A 22,905-nucleotide genomic window follows, 5' to 3' on the forward strand; every position below is an offset into this window, starting at 1 on the left:
GCGACCTGTCCCCTTTCCTCTCCTCCCGCCGGTGCCCATGATCGCCCTGCTTGCCGCCGTTCCTCTGGAGACCAGCCTGCTGCGCCGCTTTCTCAGCCCCTGCGAGGTGCGCAACTGCGGCGGGCACGAACTCTATCTCGGTTCACGGCTGGGGCGCAGCGTCGCCCTTATGCACTGTGGTGTCGGCAAGGTCAACGCCGCCGCTGCGACCACCCTGCTCCTCGCCACCTACCGACCGGCAGCGGTGATCGTCCTCGGCTGCGGGGGCGCCTTCCCCGGTTCGGGGTTGGGGGTGGGGGATCTGGCCGTCGCCGGCGAAGAGATTTATGGCGACGAGGGGGCGCTGACCCCCGGCGGCTTTCTCGATATGGAAGCCCTCGGCCTGCCCCTGGTACGGCGCGGCGTCCAGAACTATTACAACCGTTATCCCTGCTGCCCCTGGTTGCTGGAAAAGGCCCGCAACCTCTTCAATTCACCGGCACGGGGCCGCTTCGCACAGGTCGCCTTCGGCCCTTTCGTCACCGTCTCCACCTGCTCCGGCACCCTCGCCGCCGGCGAGGCCCTGGCTCGGCGCACCGGCGGCATCTGCGAAAACATGGAGGGCGCCGCCGTTGCCCAGATCTGCGCCCTGCACGACATTCCCTTTCTGGAGATTCGCGGCATCTCCAACCTGGTGGAAGACCGCGACCCGGCGCGTTGGAATCTCAAGGCGGGGGCGGAAGCCGCGCAATGGGCGGTGCAGGAACTGCTCAACCGCTGGCATGACCGCAAGGAGAGCGCATGACCCTGACCCTGACCCTCGGCTATTCCCCCTGTCCCAACGACACTTTCATTTTCGATGCCCTGGTGCATCGGCGCATTCCCCTGGGGGATCTCCACTTCCGCGAGCGGCTGGAGGATGTGGAGACCCTCAATGCTCTGGCCTTGGCGGGGACTCTCGACATGACCAAGATCTCCTATCATGCTCTCGGTCATCTGCGCCGGGAGTACGCCCTGCTGCGCGCCGGCGGCGCTCTCGGACGCGGCTGCGGGCCGCTGGTGGTGGCCCGAGAAGCGGGGGATATGGCGTCTCTGCGCGAGCGGACCATTGCCATTCCCGGTCGGCTGACGACCGCCAACCTGCTCCTGCAGCTTTACGGCAAAGGTTTCGAGCGGGTAGCGATCATGCCCTTTGACCGGATTATGGCCGCCGTGGCGGGGGGGGAGGTGGCGGCCGGGGTCATCATCCACGAATCGCGTTTCACCTATCCGGCCCTGGGGCTCCATAAAATCCTCGATCTCGGCCAGTGGTGGGAGGAGACGACCGGTCGGCCCATTCCTCTCGGCGGCATTCTGATCAAGCGTTCCCTCGGCCCGGCTCTGATTCGCGAAGTCGACGAGGCGCTGCGCCGTTCCGTCGAATTTGCCTTCGCCCAACCTGAACGTTCCCGGTCCTACATCAAGGAGCATGCCCAGGAACTGGCGGATACGGTCGTCGCCAGCCATATCGGCCTCTACGTCAATCCCTTTTCCCTCGACCTGGGCGAGGAGGGGTTGGCGGCGGTGGAAAATCTGCTGGCACAGGCCGAAGCGCGGGGGCTGATTCCTCCCTGCGAGCTGCCGCTTTTCGGATACTGAGCCGGGTTGTCGGACCCTGTGACAACCAAGATACGGGATATTTTATCGATGACAGGGTTTGTCCCTTCCCGTTTTCCTTCCCGAAGGGACGTGGCCGCTCGATTTTTTTGTTGCCGTTTTTTCTCCCGCCGGCCAAGCCGGAAACCTCTTCCATTCTGTCGATAAATTGCTAATCCCCCGTTTTTTCTGGGCTACAAGACGCCTGCCGCTTTCGTCGTTTCGCCCGATCCCTCTTCCGAAATTTCTAAAATAACCCCTTTTCACTGCTTAACATACTGTTTTAGCTGATTTTTTCGCTCTCATCTCCTTGCGCGGGAAGGGTCTTTACCTATACTCTATAGAAAAGGCAATGAATGAGCACAGGCCCACAAGCCCGACGAAAGGAGAACGCCATGAAGTGTCCGATCTGTAAACACCAATCCTTCAAAGCGGTGGATCTGCATTCCGAGGGCTTTTACGAAGACATTCTCGAGTGTAAGGTCTGCGGCACGGTCTGGTCGGTGAATCACGGCGTCGTCGAGGTCATTAAGGATGTCCACAAGGACTCCTTTCTCGAAGGTTCCTCCGAGTGCGTGGATGGGGACGATTACATCCTCGCCACCTGAGCGGCTGATGAAAAACGCCCATCTGCGGCGTTGCCTTCATCCTCGTCTCTACAACGTACCTGCGGGTACGCTTCACTCCTCGAATTTCAGGGGCCTTGCATCTGGGCATTTTTGATCAGCCTGGAATGGGCGGGTTCCTTATGAGACGAATCTGAAAACGAAAAAACCGGTCCGCCCCCGAGGGGCGGACCGGCCATGAAGACACGGGCCCCGGAGTGATCCGGGGCCTTTTTGCATTCATTTGTCAGAGAATCGCCTTGAGATAGTCGTTGGTCGTGTCCCGCTTGAGCTTTTCCACTTCCTTGGGATCGACCTCGACGAACTTCTCGTCGGGGGTGACCTTGAAGATCGGCTGCCCCTTTTGCACGATGCTGCCGTCGCCGTTTTCGATGAGCACCTTGTCGACGGTGCCGGAGAAGGGGGCCGGGACCTTGTTGAACATCTTCATGACTTCGAGGATAAAGAGCGGCTGCCCCTTCTCGAAATGATCCCCTTCCTTGACGAAAGGCGGCATGCCCGGGGCTTCCTGGGCATAGAACATGCCGCCGCCGGGGGTGACGATTTCGTCGGCCTTGGTGGCGGGGGGCGGGACCAGCATCTTTTTCATCGCCGCCTGCAGGTCCAGGTCGGTGAGGTAGTCGGGGATGGTGACTTCCAGATTTTCTTCGACCTTGAAGTCGAAGAAGCTGGTTCGGTTGGCGATGAGGAAGAGCAGGCCGAGGAGTTCGTTGCCGACTTCGAAACCGAGATGGGCGGCCTGGATTTGCTCCCAGGTCTCCGGATCGTAGCCCCCCTGCGGGGTCTCCTCGCCGAGCAGGGCGTTGAGTTTGACGAATTCTTCCGCTTTCAGCCCAAAGACCTTGCGCAGTTCGTCGTAGAAGCGCAGCGCCCGTTGCAGCAGCTCGTGGTCGTGGGACCAGATGATTTCCGCCGCCGGCGCGCCTTCCCGCCAGTTCATATGCAGGTATTCGTAGGTTTCCTGGAGGATGGCCAGAGGGTTGCGCAGCCAGATCAGCTTGCCGTTTTTGATCTCCAGATTGTTCCGGTTGATGCTGAGCCAGCCGGAAAGGAGGTGGGGGTCATGAAGGAGAATCTCCATCGGCCGGGTGAGCAGGGTGCCCTTGCGGTCGAGGGTTTCAGAGATGGCCTTGGCCGTCTCCGGGTCGGTGCCGTAGAGCTTGGAGAAGTGTTTCTTCACGGCTAAAAAAGCGTAGACCACGTCGAGTTTGTTCGCTTCCTGTTTGAGCTTGCCGACCATGGTCAGGTACGGGACGACGAAGCGGGTGGTCGGCTTGGCCATGACGTTGCGGCTGAGGAACCAGTTGACCAGACCGTAATGGAAGGTCAGGTTGGTCGCCAAGATGGTGCCGGTCAGGGTGGTGGAGCGCAGCACCTTGGCCAGATGCTCGTAGCTGTCGAGGCGGTTCTCGCCTTTGGTTAAAAGCAGGGCGATGTTGGAGTCGTAGGCGCCGGCTACGGTATATCGCATGAATTGGCCGGTGTCGGGATTGACCAGACAGATCCCCTGATCGTCGCGGATCTCCCCTTCGATCGGCTTCGACCAGTAGCGGATTACCCCGCCGGCGCTGGGGGAGAGGGAAACGTCGGTGGCGTTGAGGCGGGCTTCGACGCCGGCGCCGAAGCGGAGCAGGCGCTCGGGACGGGGCAGGCGCTCCTTGTGCAGAGCGAGAAGGGCCATGGCCTCGACCAGCGACTCGACGATGAAAAAATCCTCCTTGTTTTTGGGATTGGTGAACTTGAGGCTGTAGACCAGTTCGGTGACGCGGTGCTCCACTTGGATGCGGGTGTTGACCTCCATGAAGTAGTAGCGGTCGCGGTCGACGATGCACTCGAAGGTCGAGGCCGAGTCGAGGCCGACGGCCTGGCCGAAGCGCTCCGACTCCTCCTCCATGCGCTTGAGGATGCGCAGATCCGTTTCCAGAGCTTCGGCCTGGACATGAAGCCCAGCTTTCTTAGCCTTGGCGATCTCCAGGGCCAGGCCTTCCTGGGTGACGGAAACTTCGAGCAGCTTCTGCTCATGCATCTGCAGCGAACAGTCGCGGCCACCGAGGGCGATGCACCACTCGCCGTTGCCGAGGAGCTGAATTTCGTTGTGACGGGTCTGCTCGATGTTGAGCTCAATGAGCAGGTTTTTGTTGTCGCCGACCCCGGCGGCCTTGACTTCGTTGAGCACTTCCCGCACCAGGGAGGGGGCTTCAGCGGCGGCCTTCTTGATTTCCGCCTCACTCGGTTTCTTCTTGGCCAGCATGGTGGCGCCGAGAATCCGTTGCCCCTTGCCACCGCCGCCACCGATGGCCTTCAGGCGAATACGGCTGCTGGGATAGTTGCGGAACATCTCGGCGCAGGACGCCTCGACCTGGGCGCCGAGCTCGTCGATGGTGAAGAGGTCGATCCCCTTCTCGTAGGAAGCCATGAGGATGTGGTCGGCGAGGGCTTCGAGGGAGAGGTTTCCATCCGCCAGCACCTTGGCGTCGCACTTGAGCCCTTCGACTTTGACCAAAGCCAGCAGCGCCTCGCGGCTCGGATGCTTGGCCGTCAGAGTGCGGGCGCTGACGTTGTCGATGCCCGGGGTGACCGAGACACCGACATTCAGCGCCGTGCGCTTGGCCTCATCCTTCTTGCCGGCACCGCGCTGGGTGGCGGAGCAGGGGCCAATAAAGCGCAGACCGGCGTCCTCGATGGCGGCGACGAACTCATCATCCTCGGCCATAAAACCATAGCCGGCAAAGATCGAATCGTAACCGTTGTCCTTGGCGATCTGGATGATCTGGCCGATCCGCTCGACCCGCTCTTCCTTGCTTGCGCCGGAATAGTCGGGGACGCGATGGACCCGGGTCGGGTCGGTGAGCATGCGCAATTCGGGAGAGAGGGCGTTGGGGTAAACGATGGAGTCCTTCTCCGAGAGGAGGATGCCGTAATGGCTGATCCCCATCTCTTCGTAGACCATCATCGCCTCCAGGCGGATCGGGCCGCGGCAGACGATGAGAGGCTTAAGCGCCTCGCAGGAAAAGGATCGTACCCACTCGGAGTCCGCGCGCCCGAGGCGCCGGTCACGGTGAATGAGAGGGTTGTTTTTATAGTAATCGTTGCTCTGTGCCATGGGGGTCTTCTCCGACTCGAAGCCTGGGTTCGCTTTCATCAACATGGGATCGCTCCGCTCTTAATGGAATTCGCGCTGCACGTCCTGCCAGGGAGCAGGCTTATAGTGGCGGAGCAGAAAGTTGAGGTTTTCGCCAAGAACCTTGCGCAGGTCCGTCGGCATGACGATGGAGGAGATGGAGCCGAGGGACAGACCCTCCTTGGGGTTCATCAGTTCCTTTTCGTAGCGCAGGTTCAGCTCCGCTTCCTGGGCCTTGAGCCATTCGGCGGCTTCCCGTTCGGCGTCCCGTTTGGCCTCGCCGGCATCCATGCCGGCAGTTACCCGCTCGGCCGCTCCCTTCTTGGCCAGTTCAGCGGCACCGGAGCGGATCTTACGCAGCTCGTTTTTGTAGACAAACTCCTTGCCCGCCGGACCCATGACCGCCAAGCGGGTGGTGGGCAGGGCCAGAACCAGGTCGGCGCCGGTCGGGTAGTTGTTGTAGGAGGCGTAAGCGCCGCCGAAGGCGTTGCGCAGAATCAACAGGATGCGCGGGGTGCGCACGTCGATGATCGAGTCGAGCATGGAGCGGCCGGCCTGGACGATACCCCGGGTTTCCTGTTCGCGTCCGGGGAGGAAGCCGGTGGTATCCTCCATGAAGATGATGGGGATGTTGTAGATGTTGCAGAAGCGCACGAAGCGGGCAATCTTCACCGCCGAGTCGCAGTCGATCTGGCCCGAGGAAACCGCTGAGTTGTTGGCGACGAAGCCGACGACGTGGCCGCCGAGACGGCCGAAGACGGTGATCGCCTCGCGGGCCCGTTTCGGTTGCAGCTCGAAATAGTCGCCGTGGTCGACGATCTGCTGAATGATGATCGAGACGTCGAAGGGGGTGTTGAAGCCGGTCGGCGAGTTGAAGGCCTTCTTCAGCAGGGTGTTGATCTCCCAGGTCTTGCGCTCCAGCGGGTCGCTGGTCGGCTGGAAAGGGGCCATGACGCCGTTATTGTCGGGGATGTAGCTGAGCAGGCGGACGGCGGCGCGCAGAGCAGCGGTTTCGTCGGCCACGGTCAGGTCGGCGACGCCCGAGGCGCCGTGAACCATGGGACCGCCCAGCTCCTCGGGGGTGATGTCCTCACCGAGGACCGACTTGACCACGCCGGGGCCAGTCAGGCCGAAGAAGGTGTCCTCGGGCTGGATGACGAAGCTTCCCTGACGGGGAAGGTAGGAGCCGCCGCCGGCGTTGAAACCGAACATGCACATGATGGTCGGCACCACCCCGCTGATCTTGCGCAGAGCAGTGAAGGCCTCGGCGTAGCCGTCAAGACCGCCGACCCCGGCGGGCACGAAAGCGCCGGCCGAGTCGTTCATGCCGATCAGGGGGATCCCTTTCTCGCCGGCCATGGTGAAGAGGCGAGCCAGTTTGCGGCCGTTGGTGGCGTCGATGGAGCCGGCACGCACGGTGAAATCATGGCCGTAAACCGCCACGTCGCGGCCGCCGATGTTGAGGATACCGGTGACCAGGGAAGCGCCGTCGAGATTTTTGCCCCAGTTTTGAAAGAGGATGTTCGGCTCGTTTTCGGTCAGCACCTTGATCCGCTCCCAGACGGTCATGCGCTTCTTGAAGTGCTGCTTTTCAATTTGACCGATGCTGACCGACTTGATCGGGCGCCGAATCAGGTCGTGTCCTTCCTTCATCGCCTCTTCATAGCCGCCGGTGGCGCGGGAAATTTCGCCGGGAATGGTGAATTCAACCTTCTCGGGCGGATCAAGGGGGTTCTTCAGTGAAGGCTTGATGATTTTCTGCGACATTGCGGCCATCCTTGTGAAGTTGGAAATTGTCCCGTGTGGGCGGGGCGACGAGAGAACAAATATCTTTAATATTTTGTTATTTGTAAAACATTGTTTCTGGAAGATGCCATATAAAGCAGAAAAACCGACGGATTGTCAAGCGATTTTTTATTCAGGATAAAAACTGCACGGGGTGTTTCTGCTCTTCTCGGGGCGGGGTTGGAAAAAGGTCCGGTGGCTATCGGCCGGTTTTCCCCTTCTCATTTCGAAAATCCTAAGAGAAGAAATTTTCAGCATTTCGCGCCCGCTTGGGGGTTTCCGCCGGACTTTGTCGAAGGCCGGTGATGGGCATGGAAGAGCGCGGATGATCACAAAAATTACTAAGGATAAAACTTTCTTTCATTTTTTTCTTATTGGTGAAAATTTTAGAATGATATTTGGAAAATGAGCGCTGCGGGATTCCGTTCCCGCTCCATGTAACAAAAGAGGCGGCTCCCGGGAACCGCCTCTTTTGTTGCTGAGAAAATGACTCCGCCGAAAACCTTCCCGCGCGAAACGGCTTCTTATTCGCGCATATGCACGGCTTTGAGGAAGCGTGCGTTGACAGCCTTGGCGACCTTTTCCAGGGTCGCCTCGTCGGCGGGGCTGTCGATGGAGAGGACGACCATCGCCTCGCCGGCTTTGGAGCGACGCCCCAGACTCATGTTGCCGATGTTGACGTTAGCCTCGCCGAGAATGGTGCCGATCTTGCCGATCAGTCCCGGCTTGTCGTCGTAGCTGATGACCAGCATGTGCGGCTCGGGGGTGAAGTCGGTTTGGAAGTCGCGCATCTTGACGACCTTGGGAAGCCCTTCGAAGAGGGTTCCGGCGATGGAGCGCTTGCCCTCGGGGGTTTCGATGCAGATCGTCACCATGCTGGAGAAGGATTCGGATTCGGTGTTGCGCACCTCCTCCACGACGATGCCCATGGTCTCCGCCACCAGCCGGGCGTTGACCATGTTTACCTCCTGATCGGTCTGGCGGTTGAGCAAAGAAGCCAGGCCGCAAACGGTCAGGGGCGCGCAGTCGAAACGGGCGATCTTGCCGTTGTAGGTGAAAATCACCTTCTGGGGATTGGGAGGGGCAAGTTGGGCGACGAACTCGCCGATCTTGCTCACCAGCCCCATGAAGGGCTTCATGTGCTCCATCAGGTCAGGATCGAAGCGCGGGATGTTGACCGCGTTCTCCATGGGCCGACCGTCGAGGTAGTTGATGATTTCGCGGCTGACGTCCACCGCCACGTTCTTTTGCGCTTCAAAAGTATTGGCGCCGAGATGAGGGGTGACGACCATGCGCGGATGGGCGATGAGCTTGCGCAGCACCTCGGTGGCGGGGGGCTCCTCACTCCAGACGTCGAAAGCGGCGCCGGCCGCTTTGCCGCTCTCCAAGGCGTCGAGCATGGCCACTTCGTCGATGATCCCGCCGCGGGCGCAGTTGACCACGATGACCCCGTCCTTCATGGCGGCGAAATGCTCGTGGCGGATCATCCCGGTGGTCTCTTCGTTCAGGGGGGTATGTACGGTGATGATGTCGGCGTAACGAACGATGTCCTCTAGAGGGACGAGCTTGACGCCGTGGTCCTCGGCGCGCTTTTCCGAGATGTACGGGTCGCAGGCCAGCACGTTCGCTTCGAAGGCCCGGCAGCGCAGGGCGACGCGGCCGCCGACTTTGCCCAGGCCGATGATGCCGACGGTCTTGCCTTTGAGTTCGTAACCAGTGAAGGGGGAGCGCTTCCATTCACCGCCCTTGAGCGAGGCGTTGGCGACGGTGACGTTGCGACAGCGGGAGAGAAGGAGGGCCAAGGTGTGCTCGGCCGCCGAGTTGACGTTGCCGAAGGGAGCGTTGACGACGATGATCCCCTTCTTGCTGGCGTTGCCGACGTCGACGTTGTCGATGCCGACCCCGGCGCGGGCGACGATACGAAGGTTTCCGGAATGTTCGAGCAATGCCGCGTCGACGCGGGTACCGCTGCGGGTGATCAGGGCGTCGTAGCTGCCGATGATCTGGTGCAGTTCAGGCACCGGGAGGTTTAGGCGTACGTCAAGCTGGACCCGGGGATCTTCAAGGAGGGGCTGCAGGCCCTCTGGAGAAATTTCATCGGTGATAAGAACCTTCATGGGGACTCCTTCGCGAACAGGGATGAGAGGGCCGAACCCCCTGATGAAGCAAAAGAAAGGGGGATTTTAGACCTTCCTCCCCCCCCTGTCAACGACGTATACCAAGATGTCCGGCCGAGGGAGAAAGGACGTCGGCCGCCCATTTTGGGCCGGTGCCGCTACTCCCGTAACCGGCGGGTGGACGCAGGTCGATTTCGCCTGCCTTCTCCCGCCGGGGTTTGGGTAAAACTCCATGGAAAATAATGGTTTACGGTTCTGACGAGGCTACCCCTTGGAGCATCTCGTCGTGCTCGTTCATGTTCCAGGGGAGAGTTCCCGGAGTCACATGAAGGAAGTGCAGATATTTTTCAAACTGGCTGAGGATGTCGTCGATGATCTGAGTACCGTCATAACCGTAAATGTTATAGGACTGTCCACCCCGGCGGAGAAAAACTTCGGCGCGATAGTAATGGGGGGATCTGCTTTCGTCCGGCGGCAGTTCCGGATAGGCGAAATCCGGAACCAGGTACTCGCAGAGGCGGATGTCGTAGAGAAAATCCACACGCTCTTTACGTGAGACCTCCAGGTAGGCCCGGACATTCTCCTCATCGTAGGTCACTTCGGCCTGCCAGCCCTGCCTGGCCAACTCCTCCTGCACGTGCTTCATGCTTCCCATGACTTGATTGGTGATGAACGTGGTTACTTCCGCCCGGTCGGGGAAGCGGACCAGCCCCGCCAGTCGGGCTTTCCAGCTGCTCTTGTCTCCTCCCAATCCATGTCGGGTTCGACGCATGTGGCTTTGCAGGCTCACTTCGGTATGTCCCTCAATCACCAAGGCACGCCACATACCGAGCGCCGCCAGAAGCATGATGACGGCAAAGGGCAGAGCGGTGGTGATCGCCATGGCCTGCAGGGCCTTGAGCCCGCCCGCCAGTAGCAGCGTCGAAGCGACCACCCCTTCGGTAATCGCCCAGAAGGCTCGGTGCCACACCGGTGAATCGTCTCGGCCACCGGCGGACAGGGAGTCGATGACCAGCGAACCCGAGTCGGAGGAGGTGACGAAAAAAGTGATGATCAGAAAGACCGTCACCAGGGAGATCAGCGAGGTCAGGGGCAGATGTTCGTAAAGCTTGAAAAGGGCCATCGCCTGATCGGCCTGAACATGATCGATCAGGCGATGGTAGCCCTCGTTCATGATCAGGTGCAGGGCGGTGTCGCCGAAAATGGAAAACCACAGGAAGGTGAAGAGGGAGGGAACAAGCATGACGCCGAAAACGAACTGCCGGATGGTGCGGCCACGGCTGATCTTGGCAATGAAGAGTCCGACGAAGGGCGCCCAGGCGATGGTCCAGCCGAAGATGAAGAGCGTCCAGTTGCCGATCCAGTCGCCGCGCACATAGGCCTGGAGATTGAAGGTTCGTTCGATGATGTTGTTCAGATAGCTGCCGGTGTTCTGGAGAAAGGTCTCAAGAATGAAGAGGGTCGGCCCAACGACAAAGACAAAGGTCATAAGTAGAATGGCCAGGACCATGTTGAGAATCGAAAGCCGCTTGACCCCCTTGTCCATGCCGGCCAGTACCGAAGCCAGGGCCATAGCGGTAATCAGGGCGATGGCCGTTACCTGAACCCCGGAGGAAACGGGAATCGCCGGCCAGAGATAACTTATTCCGGCATTGATCTGCGCTACCGACAGACCGAGGGTGGTCGCCACTCCGAAGAGGGTTCCGAGGATGGCAAAGACGTCCACCGCGTGACCGATGGGGCCATGGATGCGGTCGCCGACGAGAGGATAGAGGGCCGAGCGCATGGACAGGGGCAGGCCGTGGCGAAAGGCGAAATAGCCCAGAACCAGTCCCACCAATCCGTAAATTGCCCAGATATGGAAGCCCCAGTGAAAGAAAGCGATCTGCATGGCCTGCTTGGCCGCGTCGACCGTGGCTGCGGCCCCCTGGGGCGGGGATGCATAATGAAGGACCGGTTCTGCCACCCCGAAAAAGAGCAGAGCGATGCCGTATCCCGCGGAGAAGAGCATGGCGAACCAGGCGGGAAAACTATACTGGGGTTCGGAATGATCCGGCCCCAGCTTGATGTTGCCCCAGCGCGAAAGCGCGACCAGCACGACAAAAACCAGAAAGATTGCCACCGAAAGCATGTAAAACCAGCCGAAAGTCCGGGTAATGAAGGACAGAGCACCGGCGAAGAGCTCGCCGGCCAGGGCCGGATTGCTGATGGTTCCCATCACCAGAAGAAAAATCACCGCAACCGCCGGCAGGAATACCGGGAGCAAAATCGAGGCGTGCCAAGTCTCCTTTTTCATCATCTCTCCTTTAGGCTGCATGGGCCGTGGGGGATAGAGGGAGCGCTCTCTTTATGCGTCGCGTTTGCCGTTGACCCACCAGTGCTCGTCTCCGTCGAACCACCAGCGGGTCGAGTCGGTCTCCCAGATGGTTTCGGCCAGTTCCCGGGCCAGTTCGGTTTTCAGCCGGCGCACGGAAAAGGGGTACCACTCGTCGGCGTAGCGGTTGCCGAGATCCTTGTATTCCTTGAGGGCGAGAATCATCTCCAACTGATCGGCGTCATGGGCGAGGAGCGCCTCGCGGCTTTCGCGGGCTTCGAACTCTTCCATCGTTTCCCGGTAGGCATCCCCGAAGGGAAGGGTTTTGGCAAGATCGTCCACCGCCCGGCTTTCGTCGGTCTTCACGTATTTCTTGTTGACGTAGTTGAGATCGCCGGTGCGGGCTTCGGGGATGTCGTGGAAGAGGCAGAGCTGCACCACCCGGCCGACATTGGCTTGGCCGTCGAGCATGGCCAGGGTGTAGCCGATGACCGTAGTGCGGAAGGAGTGTTCGGCCACCGATTCGGCGCCGCTGCCGAGAAACTGGAAGCCGGTGCGGGGGGTGCGCTTGAGCATGCCGACTTCGAAGAAGAAATGGGCGAGGTTTTTCATGCGGGGTCCTTGTTGTGTTGGGAAGCTCTCATAGGGAAGGATAACATCCGCCGGCGAAGCCGCCAAGGCCGCCTTGCGCGCGCGGGGATTTTTCCTCAGATTCTACCCGAGTCGCACCAGAAAGACCCCGGCGAGTATCACCAGCGCTGCCAGCACGCGGATGCGGCCGCAGCTTTCGCCGAGAAAGAGGACGCCGAAGAGGACGCCGAAGAGGAGCCCGACCTGACGTACCGGCACGGCGTAGCTCAAGGGGGCGAGTTTGAGGGCGTAGCGGAAGGAGATGAAGGAGCCCATCATGATCGGCCCCGAGAGGAGGATCAGGGGCAGGCTTTGCCGCCATTCCTCGGCGATGCGCCGGCGCTGCCCCGGACGCAGCAGGTTGGCGGACATCAGCAGGAACATGAAGACGACCAGCAGGTAGGTGAAGTAGAGGGGGTGATAGGCCATGACGCCGGTTTTATCGATGACCGCGCCGACTGAGTAGACGAATCCGGCGGCCAGAGCCGCCTGTACCGAGGGGTTGCCGAGGTTGCGAAAGGGGCGCAGGGCCTCGGCGAGGGAGAAGCGCCCAAGTTGCACGCAGTAAGCGCCGAAGATGATGAGGCCGATGCCGGCGGTGCCTAGGGGGGAAAGGGTTTCGCCCAACAGCAGCACTCCCCAGATCGGCACGTAGATCATGGAAGTCTGGGCTAGGGGGTAGGCCAGAGAGAGATCCCCCCCCTGATAGGCGCGGCCGGTGAAGAGGTGATAGACGACGAAGCAGATCGCCCCGGCCAGGCCGAGCAGGAGAATCCGCCCGGTCAGGGGCGGGAAGGGCTCGTTGACGAACAGGAGGGTGAGGGTGAAGAGTCCGCCGGAAAAGCAGAACATCCACCAGATGAAAGCGGTCTTGTCCCGGCTGCGTTTGACCAGCAGGTTCCAGAGCGCGTGCATCAGCGCGGAAAAGACGACGAGAAGAAGGGCCAGGCTGCTCATGGACGGATTCTAGCCGAAGCCCTTTAAATTAGCGAGAATAAAAAATAATCGATAAAAATTACCCACATTAAATCAAGGCCGCCAGAATTTCCGCGCCCAGTTCCCGCCGCTGCCAGTTTTTCAGCCCCGCGACCTGCTCCAGTTGGGTTGGGGTTTTGGGTACTTGCCGGGCCAGGGTTTCGAGCAGGCCGTTGTTGATCAGCACCCCGGGGTCGATTTCCAGCGCCTCGGCCCGCTTTCTGCGCCAATCCTTGAGAGCCGCCAGACGTTTGTCCACCGCCGGATCCTTCTCCGCGCGTGGCGTGCGGGGATAGACCGGCAGCCGCTCGGCGGGGAGCGCCTGCCCGGCGGCGACGGCCGCCAGCAGCTTCTTGCCGTAACGCTCCACCAGTTTTTCGAAGAGTCCCTCCACCGCCGCCAGTTCCTCCAGGCTTTTCGGCGCCTTGCGCGCTACCTCCAGGAGTTGTGCCCCACCCAGCACCTTGAAGGGGGGACGGTCGCGGCGCTTGGCCTCGGCCTCCCGCCATTGCAGCAGCTCTTCGAGAATCGCCAGCTGCCGCCGGTCGAGGGTGCCGGCGCCCTTGGCGCGCAGGAACAGGGGCCCGTCGTTGTCGGCGAAGCGGGCCTGTTCCAGTAGGGCGAACTCTTCCGCCACCCATTCCAGCCGGCCCTTTTCCCGCAGGCGTTCCTCCAGCAGTTCCGCCAAACCGTGCAGATGACGGGTGTCCTCCGCCGCGTAGCGGATCATCTCGCCGGAGAGGGGGCGTTGCGACCAGTCGGCGCGCTGGAACTGCTTGTCGAGGGTGACGCCGAAATACTTGCCGAGGATGTCGGCCAGCCCGACCTTCTCTTCGCCGAGAAACTGGCAGGCGATCATGGTGTCGAAGAGCCCGCGCACCGCGAAGCCGAAATCTCGGTTCAGACAACGGATGTCGTAGTCGGCGGCATGGAAAATTTTGCGGATGGCGGGATCGGCCAGCACGGGCGCCAGCGGCGAAAGATCGTCGACCGCGAGGGGATCAATGAGCAGGGTCCGTTTCGGTGTGGTGAACTGGAGCAGGCAGACCTTTTCCCGGTAGTTGTGCATGGAGTCGGCTTCGAGATCGACGGCGACGATCGTTTCCCGCGCCAGTTCGGCGGCGAAGCGGGCGACGGCGGCGCGGTCAGTGAGAATCAGGGTGTCGGGCATGGTGTCTCCAAAAGAAGCGGGCCGGGGGCGAATGCCGCGCCGACCCGGAAAGGATCGCAGACGGGCGGGGAAGAATCAGCGCTTTTTCGCTTTGAAGGCGTCCCGGCAGCGAGCCGAGCAGAAGTAATAGCGCTCGCCGTCGATGATCTCTTCCAGCGCGTCCCCCTTAGGCAGGTAGGTGCCGCATTGGGGGTCACGCACCATCTCTTCCCCCTGGCGGGTCTTCTCCGGCGGAATGGCCGGGGTGCCGCCGCCGAGGGAGCGGCGCAGCAGGGTGTAGAAGGTATAGGCGAGAAAACCAAGGAGGGCGAAAATCAGCAGTTTGATCATGGCATCACCAGGGATCGGGCAGGGGTTGCACACCGGCCGGGTCGTCGAGTTCGGCGAGCAGTTCGCCGATCGTGCGATCAAGAAGCGGATGGCGCAGGTCGGCGGCCAGTTCCGCCAAAGGCGCCAGTACGAAACGGCGCTGGTACAGACGCGGATGGGGCAGGGTCAGTTCCGGCCCGGCGCGAAGCAGGTCGTCGTAAAGGAGCAGGTCGATATCGAGAGTGCGCGGCCCCCAAGGTTCCAGGCGCCGACGGCCGAAGCGGGCTTCCAGGTCGAGACCGAGGGCCAGCAGTTTTTCCGGGGAAAGCTCCGTCGCCACCCGCAGGACGGCGTTGAGATAGGGGGGCTGGCCGGGGGGGCCGCCCACCGCTTCGGTACGGTAGAGGGACGAAGCGCCGTCGACGCGGACCCCTTCTGCCTTGGCAAGGCAGGCGCGGGCGGCGCGAAAGGTGGCGAAACAGTCGCCGAGATTGGCGCCGAAGGCCAGGTAAGCGGTGTGCATGAAAACTCCCGGAAAGACGGAAAGACGATTAAAGCACAGCTTCCGACGACCGGTCAACCGTGCCGCCCCATGCTTGCCAGAAGATGACGGCCCGTGGTACTCCTGACGACAAAGGAGATGCTCCATGTATTTTACCCTGACTCTCGGTGTCGAAGACCTCGATCGCACCGCCTTTTTTTACGGCGAGATCCTCGGTCTGCCCGTGGAAACCCGTGTTCCGGGCCCGGGACATCCGCCTCTGCTGCTGTTGCGCCGGGGGGATGCCACCCTCCTCTTCCGTCCGCTGGAGGTGCTGGAAGCCCGCCATCCGGCTCTCTTCCAGAATTTATCTCGCCATCCCCTCGGGGTCGGCACGACCCTGGAGTTTACCCTCCCCGACCTGCGGCCGGTGCTGCGCGCCGTCGCCCGCTACGATCTGCAACCCCTTTATGAGCTGGAAGATGCCGAACACGACCGCGAGGAACTCTGGCTGCATGATCCCGACGGCTATCTGGTCATCCTCACCCGGGAGGGGGAGGGCAAGGCGTGATATACTTGCTTCCAATGTCCGTCAGGGGAAAGGAGCCGCATGCGCGATTCGCGAAGCAAGGATAAGCTCATCCACCGCGAGGCCGTCGTCGGCGTCATCGACACCCTGGCTGAGCGCTACCTGCGGGGGAAGATCCAGGCCATCCGCTTGGCCGTGATCGGCCTGCTCGCCGACGGCCACATCCTTCTGGAAGATATCCCCGGCCTCGGCAAGACCACCCTGGCGCTGGCCTTGGCCCGGGTGCTCGGGCTCGATTTCGGCCGCATCCAGTGTACCTCCGACCTCCTTCCCAGCGACATCACCGGGCTCTCCATCTTCGACCGCGAGCAGGGGCAGTTCAAGTTCGTGCCGGGGCCGATCTTCAGCAATCTGCTCTTGGTCGATGAAATCAACCGGGCCATGCCCCGCACCCAGAGCGCCCTGCTCGAAGCCATGGAAGAGGGGCGGGTGACGGTGGAGGGGGTGACCTATCCCCTGCCCGAGCCCTTCATGGTCGTCGCCACCCAGAACCCGGTGGAGCAGGTCGGTACCTACCCGCTGCCCGAATCCCAGCTCGATCGTTTCAGCCTCTGCACCGGCATCGGCTATCCGCCGGAGACGGTGGAAAAATCGATCATCCGTGAGGGCGGCATCCGCGAGCAGCTGCGCGACCTGCAACCGCTCATCAGCCGCGAGCAGATTCTCGAAGCCAAACAGGCGGTCAAGGATCAGGTCTACCTCTCGGAAAAGGTCGTCGACTATCTCTTCGCCCTGATTGCCGCCACTCGCGAAAGCCCGCTGATCCTTTCGGGGATCTCGACCCGAGGCGGCCTGACCCTGGCCGCCGCCGCCAAGGCCGCCGCCTACCTCGACGGCCGCGATCACGTCCTGCCCGAGGATATCAAGGCCGTGGCCTTGGCCGGCGGCGCCCACCGGCTCATCCTGCGTCCGGAACAGGAAACCCTCGGCAAACGGGAGGTGCTCAAATCGCTGCTGCAAAAGATTCCCGTGCCCCGGGTCTGAAACTCACCCCGGCCGGTGTCCTCTACATCCTGCTGACCCTGCTGCTCGGCTTCGGCGCGGTCAACACCGGCAACAATCTTCTCTATCTGCTGATTTCGGCACTGCTCGGCTTCATGGCGGTCTCCGGTTTCCTCGGCAAGGGAAACCTCGGTCGCCCGCATATCCACCTTCTGCTCCCCGACGAGATCTATGCCGGGCGGCCGGTGACGGCGCGGCTGCGGCTGCGCAACGACAAACGCCTGCCGGTTTTTCTGTTGCGGGTCAGCATTCTCGACGGCAGCGCTCTCTTTCTCGTGGTCGGCGGCAGGGAGACCGCCGAGGCGGAGCTTGCCCTGAACTTCTCCACCCGCGGCCGCCAGACGATTGCTGGCGCCCGCCTCAGCTCGATCTTTCCCGTCAACTTCTTTGTGCGCTCCCGCTACCTGCCCCTCGATCAGCCGGTGCTGGTCTTTCCCGCGCCGCGGCCGGTTCCGCCGCCGGCAGCCGCCGGCGACGATCGCCGCCTCGGGGAGAAGGTCGTCACCGGACGCGGCCCGCAGGGGGAACCGGCGCAGATCGCCGACTATCGCGGCGGCGAACCTCTCAAGCTGATTCACTGGAAGCTCTCTGCCCGCACCGGCCGCCTGCTGGTCAAGGAGCTCGCCGCGACCGCCGTCGAGCCGGTGGTCATCGATCCCGAACAGTTGCCGGGGCGCGGTCTCGAAGAGCGCTTGCAGGGGGCGGCCTATCTGGTCAATCATTACATTCGGCGTGAGCGGCCGGTGGGGCTGCGCCTCGGTGGACGGCTGCTGCCGCCGGGCGTGACCCGCGCCCATCGTCTGCGCCTGCTGGCGGCTTTGGGGGACCATGGTCAGGATTAGCACCCTTCTCGATCTTTTGGCGGCGCTGGTCAGCTTGGCCGGGGTCGCCCCTCTCTATCCCTATCTCGACGGCGGGGCGCGCCTCCTCTTTCCCCTCGCCCTACTCGCTGGGCTGCTGCGCAGTCGGTGGGCCGCCCTCGTCCTGCCGACGATCCCGGCGACCCTGACGGCCCTCGCCGTTCTCGTCTACTATCTCCCCCAGGTCAGTGGTGCCCGCCTGGTCGAACCGGCGGTCAACGTCCTTGTTTTCCTCCTTTGCCTGCGCCTGGTCACCGAACGCAGCGGGCGCAACTATCTGCAACTTTTCGTCCTGGCGATTCTCGCCCTGGCCGGTTCCTCGCTGCTCAGCCTCGAACTCGGCTATCTCTTCTATCTGACGGCGCAGGTGACGCTGGTCACCGTCGGTCTGGTCCTCCTCAGCTTTCACGGCGAGGATCCCGAACTGCGCCTGGAACGTCGTTCCTTGCGCCGGGTGCTGGCCTTTGCCCTGCTGCTGCCGGCGGCTTCTCTGGTGCTGATGCTCGGTTTTTTCGTCATTCTGCCGCGCACCGAACAGCCCCTCTGGCACTTTCTCAATCCCCCCGCCAGTGCCGAGGTCGGTTTCAGCGATCAGGTCCGTCCCGGCCATTACGCCGAGATGTCCGCCACCGGCGACATCGCCTTTCGCGTCGCCGGACCGCAACTGCCGATGGCGCAGCGCTACTGGCGGACCATCGTGCTCAACGCCCTGAACGGGCAGACTTGGGTGCGGGAAACGCCTCCCTCCGGCGCCATAACGAAGGTGGTCGGCGACGGGCGGGTGGAACTGGAGTTTTTCGCCGCCCCCCGTCAGGGACGCTATCTGCCGACCCTCGACCTGCCCCTGGCGCTTGCGCAAGTGCGTTCCCGGGAGCTGGGGGAGGGGGTGTATGCGACCCATCGTACCAGCGATCGGCAGATCCGCTACCGGCAAACGGCCGTGCCGGACGGCGTGCTGACAGAGCGGGGACGGATCGACCGCACTTTTTACCTGCGCCCGCCGACCCTCGTTTCCGCACGGGTCGCCGCCGTTGCCGAAGAGATTGCCGGTGAGGGGGGGGATGTGGCGGCGCGGGTCGCTTTGCTCGAAGGCTTTTTCCTGCGGCAGGATCTCCAGTACGCGACCAGCGACCTGCCTGAAGGAGAGGATCCGGTCGATGCTTTTCTCTTCGAGAAGAAGCGCGGCTATTGCGAATACTTCGCCTCGGCCTTCGCCCAGCTGGCCCGCCTCTCCGGGATTCCGGCGCGGCTGGTGGGGGGCTATTACGGCGGCGAGTACAACGCCTTTGGCGGCTATTACTCTGTAGCCGAGGCCACCGCTCACGTCTGGGTCGAGGTACTGCATAAGGATGGCCGCTGGCAGCGCCTTGATCCCACCCGGCTGGCCGCCAACGCCGCCGGCGATTTTCTCGACGCCCGCTCACGGGGACCCGGTCTGGCCCGGCGCCTGGCCGACGGCATCGACTATTTCTGGACCCAGGCGGTCATCACCTACGATTTTGGCCGCCAGTGGGAAGCGGTGAAGGACGTGCGCGACCGGTTGCGCGGGCGGAATACTCCGTCCGCCGCCGCTTCCGAGTCGCGCCCGTCGGGGGCGCCCCTGGCCTGGGCGCTGGTTCTGGCGGCTCTGGCCTGGGGCGGTCTGCGTCTGTGGCGGCGCGGCACCAGCCGCGAGGAACGCCTGCTGCGCAAATTTCTGCGCCAGACGGCGAAACGCCACGGCCTGGCGGCGATCCCCGACTCCGTCGGCCTGCGCGAACTGGCCGAGCGGCTCGACGATCCCCTAGCCCGGGAATTCGCCGAACTCTACGGTGGCGCGATCTATCGTGATCGGAAGCTGGAAGAGGGGGAGTACAGGAGACTGCAGGAAATTGTACGAGAGATGAGGAGGAGGGAAAGGCTGAAGACCGAAGATTGAAGGAAGGCCAAAGGGTTTTGCTTTTCCCTTCAGTCTTCAGCCTTCAGTCTTCGGTCTGCCTTTGCCTTTTCTCCTGGGCCTGCGGCGTTTGGGGCGGGGGCTTTCGCTGCTTTTGCGTTGCAGCAATTCTTCGTCCCGGCGCAGGGCGAGCCGCCATTCCTCGGCCAGGGCGGTTTGCTCCGGGTCATCGGCGTGCCACAGGGCGAAGAGTTCCAGCGACTGGGGGGTCATGGGGTGCTGGAGGAAGCGCCGTTCGCCGCGTTTGCCGAGGCCGCGGGCGAGACGGAAGCAGCCGATCAGCATTTCCCGCGCCTGATGGCGGGTGCCGTGGCTGATGTGGAAGTAGTTGCAGTGGGGGGAGAGAATCAGTCCGGCGATGCGCACCGCGTCGGTGACGGTGGCTTCTCCCTCGGGGGGGCAGGCGCGCAGGAAACGGTCGAGGAAGAGGGCGGCAAGGGCGAAGTGCTCCTCGATGGGGGTGCCGGCGGCGGTGCGGAGGTCGATGCGATCAAGCAGGGTAAAGGTCGCTTCTTCCGCCTCGTAGCCGGCGAGCAGATGGGGGAGCAGCCCCATCCCCTGGGCGTTGCGCAGCACCTGTCCGGCAACCCGGTGGCGGAAGAGCTCCATCAGCTCCTCGCGGATGCGGGCCGGGGCCGCCTCGGCGATGAGCGAAGCGCGCAGGTAGATTCCCTGGCGCACGCTGTCGTCGAGGGAGAAGCCGAGGCGGGCGGAGAATTCCAGGGCGCGCAACATGCGTACCGGATCCTCGGTGAAGCGCACCAGCGGATCGCCGATGACCCGCAGGCGGCGCGCCGCGAGATCGGCTAGCCCGCCGACGTAGTCGATGATGGAGAAGGTCTGGATATCGTAGAACAGGGCGTTGATGGTGAAATCCCGGCGGAAGGCGTCTTCCTGCGGGGTCCCGAAAACATTCTCGCTGAAAAAGAAGTGATCGGCGGGATCTTCCGGCAGGTCGTCGGGCTGGGCCTGGCGGCGGAAGGTGGCGACCTCTACAACGTCATGGGCGCCGAAGCGCACATGGGCGAGACGGAAACGGCGCCCGACGAGAAAGCAGTTGCGGAAAAGCTTCTTGACCTGATTGGGGGTGGCGTTGGTACCGACGTCAAAATCCTTGGGAGTGCGTCCCAGGAGCAGATCGCGTACGCTGCCGCCGACCAGATAGGCCTTGTAGCCCTGGCGTGACAGGCGATAGAGCACCTTGAGGGTATTCTCGTCGATGTTTTTGCGGGAAATGCCGTGCTCGGCGCGGGGGACGATGACGGGCGGGGTGGCCGTCGGATTTTCCGGGGTGTCGCTCATGGTCGAAAATAGTGATCGCTTTCGAAGGGGGAAAAACCGCGCCAATGTAGCAAAATCGCCAGGGAAAGTGAAGTTTTAAAACGGCCGCCTTGCCAGGGGAGGCGCGAATCCCTAGAATGCCCTCTGAACACGACCTTCGATATGAAAACGGAAAGCTGCCGCTCATGAACAATACGCCACGGAACCTGCTGGTGATTCTCGGCCCGACCGCCTCGGGCAAAACCCGCCTCGGCGTCGGCGCCGCCCGTGCTTTGAACGGGGAGATCCTCTCTGCCGACTCCCGTCAGGTCTATCGGGGGATGGATATCGGCACCGGCAAGGATCTGGCCGAGTACGGCGAGATCCCCTATCACTTGATCGACATCGTCGATCCCGGCGCCGAGTTCAACGTCTTCGAGTTCCAGCGTCGCTTCTTCGCGGTCTTCCCCGAGATTCACGGATGGAACCGGCTGCCGGTTCTGGTCGGCGGCACCGGCCTCTATCTCGATGCCGTGCTGCGCGGCTATCGGCTGGTGCCCGTGCCGGAAAACCCCGAACTGCGTCGGCAGCTGGCGTCCCTCACGCTGGATCAGCTCGCCGTGCGCCTGGCGGCGTTGCGCCCCCGGTTGCACAACACCACCGACACCCTCGACCGCGAGCGGCTGTTACGTGCTATCGAGATCGCCGAGGGAGAAGAGAGGGCGAGCGCTGAATTCCCCCCGCTGCCGGAACTGCGGCCGCTCGTCTGCGGGATGCGTTGGGAGCGCAAGGCCCTGCACCGGCGCATCGACGCCCGCCTCAAGGAACGCCTCGCCCAGGGGATGATCGAGGAGATCGAGTCCCTGCACCGTTCCGGCGTACCCTTTGAAACCCTTGAATTTTACGGGCTCGAATACCGTTTCGTCGCCCAATACCTGCAAGGGCAACTTAACCGCAACGACCTGAGCCAAAAACTGGCCAGCGCCATCCACCAGTTCGCCAAGCGCCAGGAAACCTGGTTTAGGCGCATGGAGCGCCAGGGGACGACGATCCACTGGCTCGACGGCGCCGGCGACCCCCTGTCGGAACTTCTCGTCCTCTGGCGGCAGGCTTCCTGACCCGAAAAGCATTTCCAAATTAATCAACAGTTTCAGCCTTGCATAAAGGATTTCCCCTATGACGATCTCCGAAATTTGTCTGCGCCTGCCGGACTGGGTGGAGGATCTCATCCCCGATCCGCAACGCCTTTTCCCCACCGTCGAGGAGCGCATGGATCTTGCCATCGCCTTGGCCCGGCGCAATATCGAAAGCGGCGGCGGTCCCTTCGGCGCGGCGGTGTTCAACCTGGAGAGCGGCCGTTTGATCGCCCCCGGCGTCAATCTCGTCATGCCCGGTCATTGCTCCTCGGCCCACGCCGAAATCGTCGCCCTCTCCCTGGCGCAGCAGCGTCTCGGCCTGCATCAGCTCGGTCTGGAGGGCGGCTGTTTCGAGCTGGTCAGTTCCACCGAACCCTGCGCCATGTGCCTCGGCGCCGTTCCCTGGTCGGGAGTGGTTCGCTTGGTCTGCGGCGCTCGCGATGAGGATGCCCGTGCCATCGGCTTTGACGAAGGGGATAAACCCGCCGACTGGCCGAATCTGCTGCGCCGCCGGGGGATTGAGGTCGTCCGCGACGTTCGCCGTTTTGATGCGACGGCGGTATTGCACGCCTATGTCGAGCAGGGCGGGGAAATCTACAACGGCGGCCCGGGCTTCCGGGAAGGAAAAAACGAAAAAACTGGTTGACAGCCCCCCGGCCTTTTTGTTATTAAACCCATCCCGACGGCGAAAGCCGCCGCGATTGAGCGGGAATAACTCAGTGGTAGAGTGCAACCTTGCCAAGGTTGAAGTCGCGAGTTCGAATCTCGTTTCCCGCTCCAAAAAAACAACGAAGGCCCGGTCAAATGACCGGGCTTTTTTTCATTTCCTTTCAGGGGCTTGCGGTTCTCTCCCCCGTTCTTGAGGACCCCGGCCGCCGCGCGTCTCCCCTGCACTGTTTCAGGCCGAAATCCCACGGTGCCCAGATTGTGCCCAAATCGTGCCTTGGCTACTCCGCAAGCGGGTGCCGGACCGGCATGA

The 22,905-nt window shown here is 62.3% G+C and carries 19 protein-coding genes and 1 tRNA gene; 10 read left to right on the forward strand and 10 right to left on the reverse strand.

Annotation, left to right across the window (positions count from 1 at the left end):
* Window positions 1-37: 37 nt before the first annotated feature.
* From mqnB to RBR25_RS05465, 3 genes are all read left to right on the forward strand, one after another.
* Entirely contained in the window at window positions 38-784 is a 747-nt protein-coding gene (gene mqnB / locus RBR25_RS05455; protein ID WP_432818528.1) for a futalosine hydrolase, read from the forward strand.
* Entirely contained in the window at window positions 781-1,617 is an 837-nt protein-coding gene (locus RBR25_RS05460; RefSeq protein WP_432818529.1) for a 1,4-dihydroxy-6-naphthoate synthase, read from the forward strand. Before mqnB ends, RBR25_RS05460 begins: the two co-directional genes overlap by 4 nt.
* Before the next feature lie 392 nt (window positions 1,618-2,009).
* Window positions 2,010-2,222 (forward strand): hypothetical protein, encoded by a 213-nt coding sequence (locus RBR25_RS05465; protein WP_432818530.1) that lies wholly within the window; start codon window positions 2,010-2,012, stop codon window positions 2,220-2,222.
* A gap of 244 nt (window positions 2,223-2,466) precedes the next feature.
* On the opposite strand, the gene RBR25_RS05470 is transcribed toward RBR25_RS05465, so the two are convergent.
* From RBR25_RS05470 to folK, 9 genes are all read right to left on the reverse strand, one after another.
* Window positions 2,467-5,343, reverse strand: a complete 2,877-nt coding sequence (locus RBR25_RS05470) for a biotin/lipoyl-containing protein (protein WP_432818588.1) — start codon at window positions 5,341-5,343, stop codon at window positions 2,467-2,469.
* A 60-nt stretch (window positions 5,344-5,403) separates the two neighbouring features.
* Window positions 5,404-7,128: an acyl-CoA carboxylase subunit beta gene (locus RBR25_RS05475; RefSeq protein WP_432818531.1), complete on the reverse strand. Its 1,725-nt coding sequence runs from the start codon at window positions 7,126-7,128 to the stop codon at window positions 5,404-5,406.
* A gap of 542 nt (window positions 7,129-7,670) precedes the next feature.
* Window positions 7,671-9,263: a phosphoglycerate dehydrogenase gene (gene serA / locus RBR25_RS05480; RefSeq protein ID WP_432818532.1), complete on the reverse strand. Its 1,593-nt coding sequence runs from the start codon at window positions 9,261-9,263 to the stop codon at window positions 7,671-7,673.
* A 247-nt stretch (window positions 9,264-9,510) separates the two neighbouring features.
* Entirely contained in the window at window positions 9,511-11,562 is a 2,052-nt protein-coding gene (locus tag RBR25_RS05485; RefSeq protein ID WP_432818533.1) for a BCCT family transporter, read from the reverse strand.
* A gap of 48 nt (window positions 11,563-11,610) precedes the next feature.
* Window positions 11,611-12,189, reverse strand: a complete 579-nt coding sequence (locus tag RBR25_RS05490; protein ID WP_432818534.1) for an HD domain-containing protein — start codon at window positions 12,187-12,189, stop codon at window positions 11,611-11,613.
* Window positions 12,190-12,291: 102 nt separating this feature from the next.
* Window positions 12,292-13,164 (reverse strand): EamA family transporter, encoded by an 873-nt coding sequence (locus RBR25_RS05495; RefSeq protein WP_432818535.1) that lies wholly within the window; start codon window positions 13,162-13,164, stop codon window positions 12,292-12,294.
* Between the two features lie 67 nt (window positions 13,165-13,231).
* A complete protein-coding gene (locus RBR25_RS05500) occupies window positions 13,232-14,353 on the reverse strand; it encodes a ribonuclease D (protein ID WP_432818536.1) in 1,122 nt (373 codons plus the stop codon).
* A 75-nt stretch (window positions 14,354-14,428) separates the two neighbouring features.
* Window positions 14,429-14,683 carry a YHS domain-containing protein gene (locus RBR25_RS05505; protein WP_432818537.1) on the reverse strand — a complete coding sequence of 85 codons (255 nt, stop codon included), beginning with the start codon at window positions 14,681-14,683 and terminating at the stop codon, window positions 14,429-14,431.
* A 4-nt stretch (window positions 14,684-14,687) separates the two neighbouring features.
* Window positions 14,688-15,185: a 2-amino-4-hydroxy-6-hydroxymethyldihydropteridine diphosphokinase gene (folK, locus tag RBR25_RS05510; protein ID WP_432818538.1), complete on the reverse strand. Its 498-nt coding sequence runs from the start codon at window positions 15,183-15,185 to the stop codon at window positions 14,688-14,690.
* A 124-nt stretch (window positions 15,186-15,309) separates the two neighbouring features.
* Between folK and RBR25_RS05515 the strand changes: the two genes are divergently transcribed.
* The 4 genes from RBR25_RS05515 (at window position 15,310) to RBR25_RS05530 (ending at window position 19,512) form a co-directional block, all read left to right on the forward strand.
* Entirely contained in the window at window positions 15,310-15,714 is a 405-nt protein-coding gene (locus tag RBR25_RS05515) for a VOC family protein (RefSeq protein WP_432818539.1), read from the forward strand.
* Between the two features lie 39 nt (window positions 15,715-15,753).
* The gene (locus RBR25_RS05520) at window positions 15,754-16,716 is read left to right on the forward strand and encodes an AAA family ATPase (RefSeq protein ID WP_432818540.1); all 963 of its coding nucleotides are present in this window, start codon (window positions 15,754-15,756) and stop codon (window positions 16,714-16,716) included.
* A gap of 113 nt (window positions 16,717-16,829) precedes the next feature.
* Window positions 16,830-17,576 (forward strand): DUF58 domain-containing protein, encoded by a 747-nt coding sequence (locus tag RBR25_RS05525; protein WP_432818541.1) that lies wholly within the window; start codon window positions 16,830-16,832, stop codon window positions 17,574-17,576.
* The gene (locus RBR25_RS05530) at window positions 17,563-19,512 is read left to right on the forward strand and encodes a transglutaminaseTgpA domain-containing protein (protein WP_432818542.1); all 1,950 of its coding nucleotides are present in this window, start codon (window positions 17,563-17,565) and stop codon (window positions 19,510-19,512) included. The genes RBR25_RS05525 and RBR25_RS05530 overlap by 14 nt, the downstream gene beginning before the upstream one ends.
* A gap of 36 nt (window positions 19,513-19,548) precedes the next feature.
* Here RBR25_RS05530 and pcnB read toward each other — a convergent pair whose 3' ends face one another.
* Window positions 19,549-20,832, reverse strand: a complete 1,284-nt coding sequence (gene pcnB / locus RBR25_RS05535; RefSeq protein WP_432818543.1) for a polynucleotide adenylyltransferase PcnB — start codon at window positions 20,830-20,832, stop codon at window positions 19,549-19,551.
* Window positions 20,833-20,996: 164 nt separating this feature from the next.
* Here pcnB and miaA point away from each other — a divergent pair, with 164 nt between their 5' ends.
* The 3 genes from miaA to RBR25_RS05550 all read left to right on the forward strand — a co-directional run bounded on the left by miaA (window position 20,997) and on the right by RBR25_RS05550 (window position 22,706).
* The gene (gene miaA / locus RBR25_RS05540; RefSeq protein ID WP_432818544.1) at window positions 20,997-21,908 is read left to right on the forward strand and encodes a tRNA (adenosine(37)-N6)-dimethylallyltransferase MiaA; all 912 of its coding nucleotides are present in this window, start codon (window positions 20,997-20,999) and stop codon (window positions 21,906-21,908) included.
* 58 nt (window positions 21,909-21,966) lie between these two features.
* Window positions 21,967-22,572: a nucleoside deaminase gene (locus tag RBR25_RS05545; protein WP_432818545.1), complete on the forward strand. Its 606-nt coding sequence runs from the start codon at window positions 21,967-21,969 to the stop codon at window positions 22,570-22,572.
* Window positions 22,573-22,631: 59 nt separating this feature from the next.
* Window positions 22,632-22,706, forward strand: a tRNA-Gly gene (locus tag RBR25_RS05550).
* The last annotated feature ends 199 nt before the right edge of the window (window positions 22,707-22,905 follow it).

Source organism: Trichloromonas sp. (genome assembly GCF_034006665.1).
Classification (GTDB): Bacteria; Desulfobacterota; Desulfuromonadia; order Desulfuromonadales; family Trichloromonadaceae; genus Trichloromonas.

Bases quoted from the DNA above. Each gene is read 5' to 3' on its own strand.
- RBR25_RS05460 (WP_432818529.1), top strand. From the start codon at position 781: ATGACCCTGACCCTGACCCTCGGCTATTCCCCCTGTCCCAACGACACT.
- mqnB (WP_432818528.1), top strand. From the start codon at position 38: ATGATCGCCCTGCTTGCCGCCGTTCCTCTGGAGACCAGCCTGCTGCGC.
- RBR25_RS05530 (WP_432818542.1), top strand. From the start codon at position 17,563: ATGGTCAGGATTAGCACCCTTCTCGATCTTTTGGCGGCGCTGGTCAGC.
- RBR25_RS05525 (WP_432818541.1), top strand. From the start codon at position 16,830: ATGGCGGTCTCCGGTTTCCTCGGCAAGGGAAACCTCGGTCGCCCGCAT.
- RBR25_RS05505 (WP_432818537.1), bottom strand. From the start codon at position 14,683: ATGATCAAACTGCTGATTTTCGCCCTCCTTGGTTTTCTCGCCTATACC.
- RBR25_RS05475 (WP_432818531.1), bottom strand. From the start codon at position 7,128: ATGTCGCAGAAAATCATCAAGCCTTCACTGAAGAACCCCCTTGATCCG.
- RBR25_RS05520 (WP_432818540.1), top strand. From the start codon at position 15,754: ATGCGCGATTCGCGAAGCAAGGATAAGCTCATCCACCGCGAGGCCGTC.
- pcnB (WP_432818543.1), bottom strand. From the start codon at position 20,832: ATGAGCGACACCCCGGAAAATCCGACGGCCACCCCGCCCGTCATCGTC.
- RBR25_RS05545 (WP_432818545.1), top strand. From the start codon at position 21,967: ATGACGATCTCCGAAATTTGTCTGCGCCTGCCGGACTGGGTGGAGGAT.
- RBR25_RS05500 (WP_432818536.1), bottom strand. From the start codon at position 14,353: ATGCCCGACACCCTGATTCTCACTGACCGCGCCGCCGTCGCCCGCTTC.
- RBR25_RS05495 (WP_432818535.1), bottom strand. From the start codon at position 13,164: ATGAGCAGCCTGGCCCTTCTTCTCGTCGTCTTTTCCGCGCTGATGCAC.
- miaA (WP_432818544.1), top strand. From the start codon at position 20,997: ATGAACAATACGCCACGGAACCTGCTGGTGATTCTCGGCCCGACCGCC.
- folK (WP_432818538.1), bottom strand. From the start codon at position 15,185: ATGCACACCGCTTACCTGGCCTTCGGCGCCAATCTCGGCGACTGTTTC.
- RBR25_RS05465 (WP_432818530.1), top strand. From the start codon at position 2,010: ATGAAGTGTCCGATCTGTAAACACCAATCCTTCAAAGCGGTGGATCTG.
- RBR25_RS05485 (WP_432818533.1), bottom strand. From the start codon at position 11,562: ATGATGAAAAAGGAGACTTGGCACGCCTCGATTTTGCTCCCGGTATTC.
- serA (WP_432818532.1), bottom strand. From the start codon at position 9,263: ATGAAGGTTCTTATCACCGATGAAATTTCTCCAGAGGGCCTGCAGCCC.
- RBR25_RS05515 (WP_432818539.1), top strand. From the start codon at position 15,310: ATGTATTTTACCCTGACTCTCGGTGTCGAAGACCTCGATCGCACCGCC.
- RBR25_RS05470 (WP_432818588.1), bottom strand. From the start codon at position 5,343: ATGGCACAGAGCAACGATTACTATAAAAACAACCCTCTCATTCACCGT.
- RBR25_RS05490 (WP_432818534.1), bottom strand. From the start codon at position 12,189: ATGAAAAACCTCGCCCATTTCTTCTTCGAAGTCGGCATGCTCAAGCGC.